Here is a 14,137-nt window from a genome sequence, read left to right on the forward strand (position 1 = left end):
CGCATGGTCGTCGGCGCCGGCCGCGCCTCCGCCACGGTCTGACGACCCGCGACCGGGCGCCGCGGCTGAAGCTCCCAGCCGCGCGCCGATACGATTGAGGCATGGATCTTCTCGTCGTTGGGTCGGGTTTCTTCGGCCTCACCATCGCTGAGCGTGCCGCGGAAGCCGGCCGCAAGGTGACCGTCATCGACCGCCGCCCCCACATCGGCGGCAACGCCTACAGTGAGGCGGAACCCGAGACGGGGATCGAGGTGCACCGCTACGGGGCGCACCTGTTCCACACGTCGAACGCGACCGTGTGGGAGTACGTCAACCGCTTCACCACCTTCACGAACTACGTGCACCGGGTCTACACGACCCACAAGGGAACGGTGTTCCCGATGCCGGTGAACCTGGGCACGATCAACCAGTTCTTCCAGGCGGCCTACACGCCGGACCAGGCGCGGGCTCTGGTGAAGGAGCAGGCGGGGGAGTTCGACGTGAAGTCCGCCGCGAACTTCGAGGAGAAGGGCATCGCGCTCGTCGGCCGTCCGCTGTTCGAGGCGTTCTTCCGCGACTACACCGCCAAGCAGTGGCAGACCGACCCGCAGAAGCTGTCCGGCGACATCATCAGCCGCCTGCCCGTGCGCTACACGTACGACAACCGCTACTTCAACGACACGTGGGAGGGCCTGCCGACCGACGGGTACACCGCGTGGCTCGAGCGCATGGCGGACCACCCCCGCATCGAGGTGAAGCTCGGCGTGGACTACTTCGACGAGGCGCAGCCGCTGAACAAGAGGGCGACCGTCGGCCAGGTGCCCGTGGTCTACACGGGGCCGGTCGACCGCTACTTCGACTACGCGGAGGGCGCCCTGAGCTGGCGCACGCTCGACTTCGAGCAGGAGGTGCTGAACGTCCGCGACTTCCAGGGCACCAGCGTCATGAACTACCCCGACATGGACGTGCCCTACACGCGCATCCACGAGTTCAAGCACTTCCACCCGGAGCGCAAAGACGTCTACGACTCCGACAAGACCGTCATCATGCGCGAGTTCTCCCGCTTCGCCGAGCGCGAGGACGAGCCCTACTACCCGGTGAACACGCCGACCGACCGCGAGGGGCTGCTGGCCTACCGCGAGCTGGCGAGGGGCGAGAAGGACGTGCACTTCGGCGGGCGTCTGGGCACGTACCAGTACCTCGACATGCACATGGCCATCGGGTCGGCGCTGTCGCTCTGGAACAACACTCTCTCCTAGACTCGGAACCGTGAGTCACGCTGCTGTCGGGGCGCCCGGGACGCCCCGGCGCTATCTGCATTCGCTGTGGCTGCTGTCCGCCCGCGACCTGAAGGTGCGGTACGCGACGAGCGCCCTCGGCTACCTGTGGTCGGTGCTCGATCCGCTGGTGATGAGCGCCATCTACTGGTTCGTGTTCACGCAGGTGTTCCATCGGAGCGTGGGTGAGGACCCGTACATCGTGTTCCTCATCGTGGCGCTGCTGCCGTGGGTGTGGTTCAACACCTCGGTGTCGGATTTCACGAGGGCGTTCAAGAAGGATTCGCGTCTCGTGCGCTCGACGGCGATCCCGCGATCGATCTGGGTCAACCGCATCGTGCTGAGCAAGGGCATCGAGTTCCTGTTCTCGATCCCCGTGCTGGTGCTGTTCGCGGTGTTCAGCGGAGCCACGGTGAACGTGATGCTGCTGTGGTTCCCGGTCGCGCTCCTCCTGCAGATCATGCTGCTGGTCGGGCTCGGTCTGCTGGTCGCGCCGCTGTGCGTGCTGTACACGGATCTGGAGCGGACGACGGCGCTGATCCTCCGCGCGCTGTTCTACGCCTCGCCCGTCATCTACAGCTTCGAAGACCTCCCGGCGCCCTTCGACGTGATCGGGGCGTTCAACCCGCTCGCCGGGATCTTCACGCTCTACCGCGTGGGCTTCTTCCCCGATCTGTGGGACCCGATGCCGGTGATCGTGAGCGTCGTGATGTGCGTGGTCATCCTGGCGCTCGGCGTGTGGACGTTCCGGAGCCTCGAGCGCCCGGTGCTGAAGGAACTGTGATGTCTGCGGCTGCACGCGTGCTCATCGCTGAGCTCGACGCGCCCGCCCAGGCGGCGCTCTTCGACGGGGCTGCCGATGCGCGGGAGGCGATCACCGAGCTGACGGGGATGCTCCGGATCGGCATGCTCGTCTCCAGCGAGATCCTGGTGACCGACGCCATGCTGCTCGACGGGGCGTACTTCCTGACGCTGGGTCCGGACGGTGTCATGCGGGAGCTCGGCGCGACGCCGGGACGGTATCCCCTCACGATCACGGGCGTGCACCCGACGCTGCGCGAAGGTCTGGATGCTCGGCTCGCGAACGACGCGTTCCACTGGTCGCTTCCCGCTCTGCGCGGTGCGGTCGGGATTCCGGCGGAGGTCCGCCGCGGGTGGGACGAATGGCTGCGGTTCGTCGAGACGGGGATCATCCGGTACGAGCAGCAGACGGGTGGCGACGCACCCTTGCGCACGGGCACGCCGCCGGCCTCGTCGCCGGAGGCGCTGCGCGTGATCGCCGACGCGCGACTCGACGAGGTGCGGTTCCGCAGCGTGGCGTGGCAGCGCATCGAGGCGCTCCCGCTCGCGGAGGCCGATCGGGAGGCGGTGCGTCGCTGGTGGGGCGACGCGTACCTGCGCATGATCGCGGAGAACGCGGGAGCGGACTGGGTGACGTTCGGCGCCGAGGCCGACGGGCACCTCGCTCGCGCCGCGCACGACGTGGAGCTGCCGCTGTCGACGACGCTGGTCGCGTGGGCGCGGGAGTCCACCCCCGCCACGATCGCGGTCGCCTGGGACGCCTCTCATCGTCAGCGGCACCGCCTGCGCGAGCGGCCGACGTGGTCGCGCATGCGCGGGCTCGCTTTTGCGGCCACCCAGGTGACGGCCGTGTCGTCGCGGGGCTTCGTGCTGCTGACGTCGATCGCGAAGCTCGTCATCGCGCTCTGCGTGGTCGCCCTCGCCGTGCCCGGCCTCGGGCTCGGCTCCGTGGACAACGTCTGGACCTGGGTGGCCTTCGTCGGCGCCATCGCCACGACCGTGCCCTTCGACTCGCTCGGTGCCCTCCGGGAGCTTCTCGTCCGCGATCCGCAGGCACGGTTCGTCCTGCACAGGGGAGCGCGCTCATGACCGATGGATTCACCCCGGTGTACGCGAGCTCCGACGGGCTCCCGGTGCGGCTCGAGGCCGCCGCGCGGCGCGCCGCCGACGGGTCCGCCTACACGCACCACCGCCTCGTCGTCTCCGACGGGCGAGCAGGAGCGGTGATCGTGGCCCGCGACGCGGATCGGCTGCTGCTCGTGCTGAGCGCCCGGGAAGCCGCGGGGGCCGAGCTCTGGGAGCTCCCTCGCGGGGCCGGCGAAGCCGGTGAGACGGCCGTCGAGACCGCCCTCAGAGAGCTGCGGGAGGAGACCGGCCTGCGCGGCCGCGACCCGCAGGTGCTGGGAACGTACGTGACCGACTCGTCGATCTTCCCTCAGGAGGTCGCTGTCGTGGAGTGCCGCATCGACCAGGACGCGCCGGCGACCGTGCCGGACGGGGAAGTCTCCGACCGGCGCTGGCTGCCGCTCGCGGAACTGGCGCATGCCGTGCAGGACGGGACGATCCGTGATGCCCACACGCTCGCGGCCATCGCCGTCCTCTCATCGAGGGGGGAGCTGTGATGTCCGCGGCAATCGAGGTACAGGGGCTCGGCGTCCGTTTCCGCCGCAACCGGAGGGGGCGGCGCAGCTTCAAGGACCTGTTCAGCGGGGCATCGCGCCGTTCGCGCCCCGGCGAGTTCTGGGCGTTGCGCGACGTCTCGTTCACGGTGCAGCCGGGGGAGTCGATCGGTGTGGTCGGCCGCAACGGACAGGGGAAGTCGACGCTGCTGCGCCTGGTCGCCGGCGTGCTGCTCCCCGATGAGGGGTCGGTGAATGTCAACGGAGGCGTGGCGCCGCTCATCGAGATCACCGGCGGTTTCGTCGGCGATCTGACGGTGCGGGAGAACGTGCGTCTCACCGCGGGTCTCCACGGCATGTCGCGCGACGAGGTCTCGCGCCGCTACGACGACATCATCGCGTTCGCCGAGCTCGCCGGCTTCGAGGAGACGCCCTACAAGCACCTCTCCAACGGCATGAAGGTGCGGCTGGCGTTCTCTGTCGTATCGCAGCTCGACGAGCCGATCCTCCTTGTCGACGAGGTCCTCGCCGTCGGTGACAAGGCGTTCCGCGACAAGTGCTACAAGCGCATCGACGAGCTGCTCGCGGAGGGGCGCACGCTGTTCTTCGTGAGCCACAACGAGCGCGACCTGCGCCGGTTCTGCACGCGCGGGCTGTACCTCGACAAGGGCGCGCTCGCGCTGGACGCACCGATCGGCGAGGTGCTCGATCGCTACAACGCCGACTACGCGGTCTGAGCCGCCACGCCCGCACGGTCGGGGCGAGGTCGCCGGGGCTCAGAGGCCGACGAGGCTCCGCAGGCTCTGCGCCGCCGTGCGCGCGGCATCGACCGCGCCGGCGGTGTTCCCGCCGTCGGTGATCGCCGTCCGCAGCTCGCTGAGCCGCTGCGTGTACGAGGCGGTGCCGTCGCGCCAGCTGTCCGCGATCGACGACGGTGCCGGGAGGTCGGACAGGCGTCGCGCGTCTTCCTGCAGCGTGTCCACCACGGGCAGCGCGTCCTGACCACTCGCGCCCGCGACGATGTCGAGGCCGCGCAGCGCGTCGGCCAGCGGCCCGGAGACCTGTCCGCGGAAAGCCTCCACGGTGGGGTCGACGACCGGCGGCTGCGTCACGATCGGCGTCTGGCTCGGCTGCGGGCCCGCCGTCGGCGTGGCCGTGGGCGTCGGGGTCGCGGTCGGCGTGGGGGTCGAGGTCGGCGAGGGCGAGGCGCTCGGTCCCGGCGTCGGGCCGTCTCCGCGAGGCAGGAGGAAGAACAGCAGGGCACCGATGATCGCGAGGGCGAGCACCGAGAGGCCGACGATCAGCCACACCCGCCCCTTGCGCTCGGGGGTGGGCGGAAGCGGGGCCCAGCGGAGCTCCGGCTGCGGTTCCTGCGGATCGGTCACGTCATGCCTCCAGAGGGGTCATCGGCTGCCACGACCGGTCGCGGCCCACGCGGCCGCCGTCGCGGATCCCGCGGAACAGGTTGCTCGTGCCCCGCACCGTGCGCTCGACGAAGACGAGCCGGATGAGCTCCTTCGCGAACGTCGCCGCGGTGCCGAGGCCGAACAGCACAGGGTTGTACACGCCGTGGACGCGGTAGTACTGCTTGATGAAGCCGCGGTTGCGCATGATGTAGTACCGGTAGGCGTTGCTCGACGCGTTCATGTGCCGGATGCCCATGTCCCACTGCTTGATCTCGCGCGTGCGACGCAGCACGAACTCGTCCACGATGACCGCCGTGGTCAGGCGCGAAGCCAGCCAGCCGTACATCTGGTCGTCCCAGTAGATGAAGAACCGCGGGTCGGGGAGCCCGATCTGCTGCACGATCGAGCGGTGGATGAACATGCCCTCGAAGCAGCCGCTGTTCATGTGCTTGTAGCCCGACTCGTCGAAGCCGGCCGGGGCGAACGGGATCGGGATGCCCATGCGCTCCGCGATGCGGTACTGCCAGTAGAACTCGCTGCCGTCGTAGTCGTACCGGCGGCCCTGGATGCTCTTGAAGCGCGGCGCCCAGCGGCCCATCCTGGCCAGGCCGTCCGGCAGCACCTCCACGTCGTCGTCCATCATCCAGATCCACTCGGACCCGAGCTCGTACGCGGTGCGCATGCCCTCGCTGAAGCCTCCGGACCCGCCCGTGTTCGTCTGCAGGCGCCGGTACACGATCTCGGTGCCGATGTCGTCGCGGAACGACTCGACCACGTCGGTGGTGTCGTCGGCCGACGCGTTGTCGATGATGACCACGCGGCCCGGCTTCGGGTCCATCGCGGTGATGCTGGTGAGCAGCCCGGACAACAGGTGCGAACGGTTGAAGGTGACGATGACGATGGTCGCTGCGGTGGGGTCGAATGCAGCGGGGGCCGCGGTCATGCCTTCTCCTCGAAGATCTGCTGCCAGGACTGGGGGGAGACGAGATCGGGCATCGCCTCGCGGTAGCGCGCCCGCAGCTCCGGCCACCGGCGCCGGAGCTCGGCGTGCAGCCGGACGCTCTCGCGCAGCATGCGGCGGTACTGGCGGCGGTCGCGCGTGTAGATGTTCTTTCCGGAGCCGTCGGCCGTGCTCACCAGCACGCTGTCGAAGGAGGGGACGCGCCACCACTGGGCGTCCTCCTTGCCGAACTCGGCCTCCGGCTGCACGACGTTCGCCGGGTGCGGACGGTGCATCCAGTGCGACACCAGCGTGGTCAGCGTGAACCAGCGCAGCCGCAGACCGGTCGGGTTGTCGAGGTCGTTCTTCGACACCTGCTTGTACACCTGGCGCCCGCGACGCGAGTAGAGCACGCGCGACGGGTCGCGGTGCACCACGGTCTCGGGGAACTCGGCGGCGAGGGCCCGCGCGGCGGGCATCGCGGTACGGATGTTCCGGCGCATGTGCTCCGGCCCCGACAGCACGTCGCGCAGCGCCCTGGCACGGAGGGCGACCGGATAGTACTGCATCATCATCAGGTGCTTGAGGTCGACGCGCCGGCTGTGCCGGAGCAGGCGACCTCCGTGCGGGACCTCCGAGTGCAGGAGCCCGGCGACGATGCGGTTCCTGGCATGGAAGTAGGCCTGCCAGTCGATCGTGTCGTCCTTATTCACCCAGGAGACGTGCCACAGGGCGACGCCCGGCATCGAGACGGTGGGGAATCCGGCCGCCCCGGCGCGCAGGCAGAACTCCGCGTCGTCCCATTTGATGAACGCGGGGAGGGCGAGGCCGACCGCACGGACCGCCTCGACCGGGATGAGGCACATCCACCAGCCGTTGTAGTCGGCGTCCATGCGCATGTGCAGCAGCGTCGACTGGCGCAGGTTCGACACCCCGAAGTCGTGCGGCATCTGCTCCTGGTACAGGTTGCGCCACATGAACGGCGCCTGGTCGACCACCTCGGCCCACCCGTGCAGCTTGGGCCGGTCGAGCAGATCGAACATGTGGCCGCCCACCAGCACGGGCGTGGTCGCGTACTGTCCGAACACGATCGACCGGCGCAGCGACTCCGGCTCCAGGCGCACGTCGTCGTCGAGCAGCTGCACGAAGTCGCTCTCCGGGCGCTGCAGCGTCTCGTGCATCGCCCTGGCGAAGCCGCCGGAGCCGCCCAGGTTCGGCTGCCGGATCACCTGCAGGGTCTCGCCGAGGCGTTCGGCGACGTCGTCGTAGCCGTCCTGCTCCTGGACCAGCTGCGTGCCCTGGTCGACGAGGAAGATGCGGTCGACGAACTCGAGGGCATCGGGCGAGGCGGCCAGGGCGCGCAGCGTCTCGACGCAGTAGTCCGGCTTGTTGAACGTGGTGATCCCGAGCGAGGCCTTGCCGGTGCGGGCCGGCTCGTGCTCGGTGGTCCACTCGGCGCCCTCCAGCACGGCAGGCTTCTCGTCGGCGACCACGTCGAACCAGATCCATCCGCCGTCGCTGTACTGCGTCAGCGCCAGGTCGAACGACGTCGTGGCCTCTCCGGTGACCTCGCGTGTGGCGACCCGCTGGCGCACGCCGCTGCCGTTCGAGCGGTAGACGAGGATCGTGGCGGGTCCGGTCGTGCGGACCGTGAGCTGCACCTCGCGCACGCTCGTCCAGTGCTGCCAGTACGACGCGGGGAAGGCGTTGAAGTAGGTGCCGAGGGAGACGCGGCGGCCGGCGACGATGCGCGCACGGTGACGGCCGAGGATGTTGCCCAGGTGCGCCCTGTTGGACACCCGGACGGGCTCGTTCTCGATCACGGACCAGGTCTCGGGGTCGGCGTAGAGCGGGAGCAGGTCGGGGTCGCGATCGAGCGGGAAGACGACATTCTGAAGGACGTGGGCCACAGGGAGGTTCTCCGATGTTGGTGTCGCGGGACGCCGCCGGTGGGCAGCGCGCGACTCGACGAGCAGTGAGTAGCCTACCGTTCGTCACCTCGGGATCCGCGGAGAGCCTCCCCGGTCGCGCCCAGCCCGCCTGGTTAGACTGACCGCGATGAAGGTACTGATCACCGGCGGCGCCGGCTACATCGGATCGACCGTGGCGACGGCATGCATCGAGGCCGGGATCGAGGTCGTCGTGCTCGACGACCTCTCCAAGGGGCTCGAGGTGTTCGGCGACGGACGCAACCTCTACGTCGGCGACATCGCCGATCACGCGGTGCTGGACCGGCTGCTGGCCGACCACCCCGACATCGACGCCGTCGTCCACTGCGCGGCGCGCGTGGTCGTGCCGGAGTCGGTCGCCGACCCCCTGGGCTACTACGACAGCAACGTGGGCAAGACGATCGTGCTGCTGCAGCGGCTGCGCGACGCGGGTGTCCCGCGCGTCGTGTTCAGCTCCTCGGCCTCGGTGTACGCGGGGGAGTCGGGTGACGGCGTCGACGAGAGCGGTGCCCTGGCGCCCGCGAGCCCCTACGCGACCACCAAGGCCATGGTGGAGCAGATCCTCGCCGACGCAGCGGCCGCCGGCGACTTCCGGGCGATCGCGCTGCGCTACTTCAACCCGATCGGCGCCGACCCCCGCCTGCGCACGGGGCTGCAGAACCCCACGCCCTCGCACGCGCTGGGCAAGATCATGCAGGCGCACGCCTCGGGCGAGCCCTTCACCATCACCGGCACCGACTGGGCCACGCGCGACGGCTCCGGGCTGCGCGACTACGTGCACGTCTGGGACCTGGCTCTCGCGCACGTCGCCGCGGTGCAGCGGTTCGACCGCGTGGCCACGCCCGACGAGCCGTACCAGGTGATCAACCTGGGCACGGGCGACGGCGTCACGGTGCGCGAGCTCGTGCAGGCGTTCGAGCGGGTCACGGGCGAGGTGCTGCCGGTGGTCGAGACGGGCCGACGCCCGGGCGACCAGGCGGGTGCGTACGCGATCGTCGACCGTGCCGCCGCGGTGCTGGACTGGCGCGCCGAGCGCTCGGTCGACGACGGTGTGCGCGATGCACTGGCCTGGTCGGAGAAGCTCCGCTCGCTGCGCTGACTTCCGGCGCGGACCCTAGCCCTGGGGGCGGAGGGTCGGGATGGCCCCGGTGTGCGCGGCGTCGATGTTCTCGCGCCACGAGCGGGACTGCCCGGCGCGCAGGGCGCACAGCACGAGCAGGAACCAGCCGGCACCCACCAGCGTGAAGCTCTCGAACATCGAATCGACGGCGAGCGTCACGAGCGTGATCGGCGTCCACGCGTAGACCACGGATCGGCGCACGCTCGCCACCAGCCAGGAGCGGATGAGGGCGACTCCTCCCAGCAGCAGGAACAGCACGAGGCCGGCCGTGCCGAGCTGCAGCAGCACATCGAAGAACGCGTTCAGCGCGCTCTGGTGGTGCTCGCCCAGCTGGAAGTTGATGAACGTGAACGGATACTCCCCGCGAGCCCAGTCGCCGAACCAGCCCCACCCCGTGATCGGCTTGATCGACACGAAGTCGAGGATCATGTTCCACAGGGTCGCCCGCATCGAGAAATCGGAGCCGGCGTCCAGCAGCGCGATGATCTGGTGCCGCAGCGCGAACGCCACCGCCAGGGCGAGGGCGACCAGCGCCCCGAGGCCCCACTGGACCATGGTGCGACGCGCGGGGGAGGTGTGCCGCACGATCGTGAGCGCCACCGTCACGATGCCGACCGCCACCGCCAGGACGAGCACCGTCGGCGAGGAGGACAGGAACGCCAGCCCGCCGGCGAGGGCGATCGACACGACCGCGAGCGGCGGGTCCACCGACTGCGTGCGCCACTCGATCACGAAGGTGATCAGCGCGATCACGGCGATGAACCCGAGCATGTTGCGGCTGCCGAAGACGCCCTGCACCGGTCCGCCGAGCGCGAGGTCGCCCTGCACGCCGAGGAACGAGAACGGGATGTCGAGCAGCACGCCGGACAGGATCTCCACGCCCAGCGAGAGGGTCAGGAGCACCCGCAGCGCGTCGCCGAGCGCCCGCACGGTCTGGAGGGTGTCGCGGATGTGGCCGACCGTGATGGCGAGGAACGCGAAGCCCAGCAGGGAGAGCCAGCCGAAGAACGTGTCCGAACGATCGGTCGTCCACACCAGGCTCACCAGTGCCCAGCCGAGGAACGCGATCAGCGACGAGGGCGCGAGGCGCAGCAGCGACAGCTCCTCGCGGCGCACCCAGAGGATCGCGGCCCCCAGCACGCAGAGCAGCGTGACGATCGTGGCGAGGGTGACGGGAGACGTCATCCGCTCGATCAGGAACGAGCCGAACACCGCCAGCAGCACCGCGAGCGTGAAGGCCCGCGCGAACTCCGCCGACCCGAGGAGCCGGGTGATCGTGCGACCCGGCGTCACGGCACCCGCCGCTGCGTCGTCCCGCGCTCGAACACGAGGTCGCGCTCACCCACGCCCACGAGCGGCACTGACTTCAGCTTGAACGACAACAGGACCAGCAGCAGCCAGCCCCACAGCATGATCGGCGTGGACTCGGTCAGGCCCTGCACGAGCAGCACGACGGTGTAGAGGCTCGGCAGCAGGGTGATCGGCGAGAACGGTCGGTGCGCGTCGAGGTCCCACCGCGGACGGTCGACCGCGAAGAACCAGGAGCGCCACAGCAGGCTGCCGTAGGCGACGGCCATCAGCACCACGCCGAGCACGCCCAGCTGCAGCAGCACGTCGAGCCACATGTTGTGCGCGTGGAACACGGTGATGCCGTGGTCGACGATCCAGTGGTCGAACGCGGGATCGCTCGGCACCCATGGGCTGGAGAAGCCGTTGCCGAACAGGGGGTGCTCGCCCGCGCGCTCCAGGACCTTGGTCCAGATCTTCTCCGAGCGCCCGGTCAGGTCGGCGCTGCGGCCGAGGAGCGACAGCAGGGGCCCGCGCAGCAGCCAGACGGCGGCCCCGACGATCACGGTCGAGCCGATGGCGACGACGTACACGCGCGTGCGGGCGCTCGGGGTCGACGCCCGCCGCATGACCAGTGCCACCACCAGCACCACGACAGCGGCGCCCGCGCACACCAGCGCCGTGGCGGAGGAGGTGCGCAGCAGGAAGTAGGCCGCGAGGATCATCCACAGCGCGAGGGTCGTGCGCCACCGTGCCCGTGCCGCGAACAGCACGCCGAACGTGATGAGAGCGAACAGGGACACGATCGCGAGCAGGTTCGCGTTGCCCACGATGCCCTGGATGCGGCCACCGTCGAAGAGGTTGTCGCGCACCCAGTACCACTGCGGGTCGATCTCGCCGTCCGGCACGTCGACGAAGTTCGGCAGCAGGGGGCCGTGCAGCACGAGGGACACCCACAGCTCTAGGGCGAGCGACAGTCCGAGGATCCACTTGAAGGCGGAGGACAGCGCGCGCACGATCTCGTGCCAGGTGAGCACGTGCGCGATGAACAGGCCGTTCACGGTGACCGCGGCGAGCAGCAGCCCGGTCGCGATCGTCGGCCCGCGCCACTGCGACCATGCCACGGACACCAGCGCGAGTGCGGTGTAGCCCAGCGCGGCCCACGGCAGGCGTCGCCAGCGGAAGGGCTGCGGGCGACGACGCGCGAGCATCGGGATGCCGATCGCGAGGGTCGCGACGGTGAACAGCGCCAGCACGGCGGCGGCGCCGACCACGCCGAGCAGGTTGTAGACGGCGGAGTGCGCGAAGGCCACGAAGAGCACGAGGATGACGTACCCGCGCAGCAGCAGGTGCCCCGTCGACTCGCGCTCCGGCGCGGTGGGAAGGGGGGCCACCGGGTGCTTGGTGTACTGGGCCATCGCGTTCAGGCTACCGCGAGGGACGCGCGGCGATCCTGAGCGCCGCAGCGGGGCTCTACGCTGGGGGCATGCTGCTCGAGCTCACGAACGCCCCCCGCGACTACGCCTGGGGATCCGAGACCCTGCTGGCCGATCTGGAGGGGCGCACCCCGACGGGCGCACCGGAGGCCGAGGTGTGGTTCGGCGACCACCCCGGCGACCCGGCGGAGGTCGTGGGCGACGGCACGCTCGACCGCGTCACGGGCGGCACCCTTCCCTACCTGCTGAAGCTGCTCGCAGCCGGGAGCCCGCTGTCGATCCAGGTGCACCCGACGATCGAGCAGGCGAAGGCCGGGTGGGCGAAGGAGAGCGCACGGCCCCTCGACGACCCCGAGCGCAACTACCGGGACGACAACCACAAGCCCGAGCTCATCGTCGCGCTGAGCGAGCGCTTCGAGTCGCTGAGCGGACTGCGCCCCGTCGCCGAGTCGCTCCGGCTCCTCGACACGCTCGCGCCGGGACCGGGGGTTTCCCGGCTCCGGGAGCTCCTCCAGCAGGAGTCCGACCCGCTGGGCTCCGCGATCGGCTGGCTGCTCGGCGGCGACGCCCAGGCGGAGGTCGACGAGATCACGGCCGCCGTGATCGCCGCGGCCGCGGGCGAGGCGGGGGAGTGGACCGAGACGGTGCGAGCGGTCGCCGGTATCGCGGGGCACTACCCCGGCGACCCCGGCGTGGTGGTGGCGCTGCTGATGAACCACGTCGTGCTGCGCCGCGGTGAGGGCGTGTTCCTGCGGGCCGGGCTGCTTCACGCCTATCTCTCCGGTCTCGGTGTGGAGATCATGGCGGCGAGCGACAACGTGCTGCGCGGCGGACTGACCCCGAAGCGCATCGACGTCGCCGAGCTGCTGCACATCCTCGACACGACGACGGGCGAGGTGCCGGTGCTGCGTCCGCAGGACGGCCAGGCGATCACCGAGTACCCGGTGCCCGTGCCGGACTTCGCGCTGCGGCGGGTCGCGCTGGACGGCGAGCCGGTGACGCTCGCGGTGGACGGCCCGACGATGGTGCTCGCGACCTCGGGGGCGGTGCGGGTGGCCACGGCGACGGGGGAGGAGCTCACGGCGGCGGTCGGCACGGCGGTGTTCGCGGACGCCGAGGAGCGCACGCTCACCCTCGGTGGTGCGGGCGAGGCGTTCGTGGCGACGCCCGGGCGCTGACACGACCGCGACACGCCGACGGGCGTCCATGAACCTTCAAGAATCCGTTGAGGGTTTACGATCCGCGACTTGACCCGAGCGAATCACACCGGTGTAATTAGGTGAGCACGGCCCGCCAGGGGGGCGGTTTTTGAAGGGTTGGAGGTCGACATGACGGGTTACCGTTCCGATGTGCCGGAGAACTGGTTCGTCGATCCGGTCAACCTCGGTGTTCCCGGGGTTCGCCGGTCCGACCCGGACGACGACAACGCCCTCGCCTGGCAGAGCGACGCGCTCTGCTCGCAGACCGACCCGGAGGCCTTCTTCCCCGAGAAGGGCGGCTCGACGCGCGACGCCAAGCGCATCTGCACCGCGTGCGACGTCCGTGGCGAATGCCTCGAATACGCGCTGAGCAACGACGAGCGCTTCGGCATCTGGGGCGGTCTCTCCGAGCGCGAGCGCCGCAAGCTCAAGCGCCGCGCCAGCTGAGGCGACCACGCCGCGCGGCTTCGCGGGCGCGCCGGGGTCCCTGACCCGACGCCGACGATCGCGCGCATAGGCTGACCACGTCATGCCAGCCCGAGTTCACGCCATCATCGTCGCGCGCCCCGGCCCCTCGGCCCGCGCGCAGCTGCTCCGCACACTCGACGCCGTGCGATCCCAGACGCTCGCCCCCGACGCCGTCACGCTCGTCCTGTGCGGTGATGCGGCGACCGCTCGCGAGAGCGAAGCCGTCGCGAACACGGTGGAGGGCATCATCGAGGCGCGGCCGTCGACCTCGTTCGCGGAGGCGATCGATCTCGCCAGGCCTCGGGTGCCGGAGGGGTCTGCGATCTGGCTGCTGGCCCAGGACACCGCCCCCCACCCGCGGGCGCTCGAACGACTCGTCGGCACGCTGGAGCGCTCGCCGTCCGCCGCGATCGTCGCCCCCAAGGTCGTGGCCACCGACAACGACCGGGAGATCGTGTCTCTCGGTGTGAGCATGACCGCGCTCGGCCGATCGGTCGAGCTCGCCGCCGGGGAGCTCGACCAGGGCCAGCACGACCGCATGGACGATGCGCTCGGCGCCGACATCCGCGGCCTGCTGATCCGCGGGGAGGTGCGCGACGCGCTGCGGCCCGACCCGGCACTCGCGGGCGCCGACGAAGGACTCGACCTCGGGGTGC

Annotated in this window: 14 protein-coding genes; 9 read left to right on the forward strand and 5 right to left on the reverse strand. The window is 70.3% G+C overall.

Annotated features, from left to right (window positions below; genetic code table 11):
- Positions 1–101: 101 nt before the first annotated feature.
- Genes glf through DW309_RS14685 form a run of 5 tightly spaced genes read left to right on the forward strand, consistent with a single transcriptional unit; the run spans position 102 to position 4,413 of the window.
- Positions 102–1,238: a UDP-galactopyranose mutase gene (gene glf, locus DW309_RS14670; protein ID WP_136045784.1), complete on the forward strand. Its 1,137-nt coding sequence runs from the start codon at positions 102–104 to the stop codon at positions 1,236–1,238.
- Positions 1,239–1,248: 10 nt separating this feature from the next.
- Entirely contained in the window at positions 1,249–2,040 is a 792-nt protein-coding gene (locus tag DW309_RS14675) for an ABC transporter permease (RefSeq protein WP_136029877.1), read from the forward strand.
- Positions 2,040–3,146 carry a hypothetical protein gene (locus tag DW309_RS19730; protein ID WP_168387290.1) on the forward strand — a complete coding sequence of 369 codons (1,107 nt, stop codon included), beginning with the start codon at positions 2,040–2,042 and terminating at the stop codon, positions 3,144–3,146. Before DW309_RS14675 ends, DW309_RS19730 begins: the two co-directional genes overlap by 1 nt.
- Positions 3,143–3,679 carry an NUDIX hydrolase gene (locus DW309_RS19735; protein ID WP_168387291.1) on the forward strand — a complete coding sequence of 179 codons (537 nt, stop codon included), beginning with the start codon at positions 3,143–3,145 and terminating at the stop codon, positions 3,677–3,679. The genes DW309_RS19730 and DW309_RS19735 overlap by 4 nt, the downstream gene beginning before the upstream one ends.
- Complete coding sequence (locus tag DW309_RS14685; RefSeq protein ID WP_136045785.1) at positions 3,679–4,413, forward strand: ABC transporter ATP-binding protein; 735 nt, start codon at positions 3,679–3,681, stop codon at positions 4,411–4,413. Before DW309_RS19735 ends, DW309_RS14685 begins: the two co-directional genes overlap by 1 nt.
- 39 nt (positions 4,414–4,452) lie before the next feature.
- Here DW309_RS14685 and DW309_RS14690 read toward each other — a convergent pair whose 3' ends face one another.
- From DW309_RS14690 to DW309_RS14700, 3 genes are read right to left on the reverse strand one after another with little or no spacing between them, the layout of a single operon-like run.
- On the reverse strand, positions 4,453–5,061 hold the full coding sequence (locus DW309_RS14690) for a hypothetical protein (RefSeq protein WP_136045786.1): 609 nt from the start codon (positions 5,059–5,061) through the stop codon (positions 4,453–4,455).
- A gap of 1 nt (position 5,062) precedes the next feature.
- Positions 5,063–6,025 (reverse strand): glycosyltransferase, encoded by a 963-nt coding sequence (locus DW309_RS14695; protein ID WP_136029870.1) that lies wholly within the window; start codon positions 6,023–6,025, stop codon positions 5,063–5,065.
- On the reverse strand, positions 6,022–7,932 hold the full coding sequence (locus tag DW309_RS14700) for a glycosyltransferase (RefSeq protein WP_136045787.1): 1,911 nt from the start codon (positions 7,930–7,932) through the stop codon (positions 6,022–6,024). The genes DW309_RS14695 and DW309_RS14700 overlap by 4 nt, the downstream gene beginning before the upstream one ends.
- Positions 7,933–8,080: 148 nt before the next feature.
- Here DW309_RS14700 and galE point away from each other — a divergent pair, with 148 nt between their 5' ends.
- Positions 8,081–9,070, forward strand: coding sequence for a UDP-glucose 4-epimerase GalE (galE, locus tag DW309_RS14705; protein WP_136029866.1), 990 nt, complete (start codon positions 8,081–8,083; stop codon positions 9,068–9,070).
- Between the two features lie 15 nt (positions 9,071–9,085).
- On the opposite strand, the gene DW309_RS14710 is transcribed toward galE, so the two are convergent.
- Together DW309_RS14710 and DW309_RS14715 are read right to left on the reverse strand one after the other, a co-directional pair.
- Positions 9,086–10,384: an O-antigen ligase family protein gene (locus DW309_RS14710; protein ID WP_136029864.1), complete on the reverse strand. Its 1,299-nt coding sequence runs from the start codon at positions 10,382–10,384 to the stop codon at positions 9,086–9,088.
- Positions 10,381–11,796, reverse strand: coding sequence for an O-antigen ligase family protein (locus DW309_RS14715; RefSeq protein WP_136045788.1), 1,416 nt, complete (start codon positions 11,794–11,796; stop codon positions 10,381–10,383). The genes DW309_RS14710 and DW309_RS14715 overlap by 4 nt, the downstream gene beginning before the upstream one ends.
- 68 nt (positions 11,797–11,864) lie before the next feature.
- Here DW309_RS14715 and manA point away from each other — a divergent pair, with 68 nt between their 5' ends.
- The 3 genes from manA to DW309_RS14730 all read left to right on the forward strand — a co-directional run.
- Positions 11,865–12,992: a mannose-6-phosphate isomerase, class I gene (gene manA / locus DW309_RS14720; RefSeq protein WP_136045789.1), complete on the forward strand. Its 1,128-nt coding sequence runs from the start codon at positions 11,865–11,867 to the stop codon at positions 12,990–12,992.
- Between the two features lie 150 nt (positions 12,993–13,142).
- Positions 13,143–13,460, forward strand: coding sequence for a WhiB family transcriptional regulator (locus DW309_RS14725; protein WP_136029858.1), 318 nt, complete (start codon positions 13,143–13,145; stop codon positions 13,458–13,460).
- Positions 13,461–13,542: 82 nt separating this feature from the next.
- Positions 13,543–14,137 (forward strand): glycosyltransferase family 2 protein (locus DW309_RS14730; RefSeq protein WP_342590379.1); only part of this gene is annotated, 595 nt, incomplete at its 3' end.

The sequence above is a fragment of the Microbacterium sp. K41 genome (genome assembly GCF_004794395.1).
GTDB classification, from domain to species: Bacteria; Actinomycetota; Actinomycetes; order Actinomycetales; family Microbacteriaceae; genus Microbacterium; species Microbacterium sufflavum.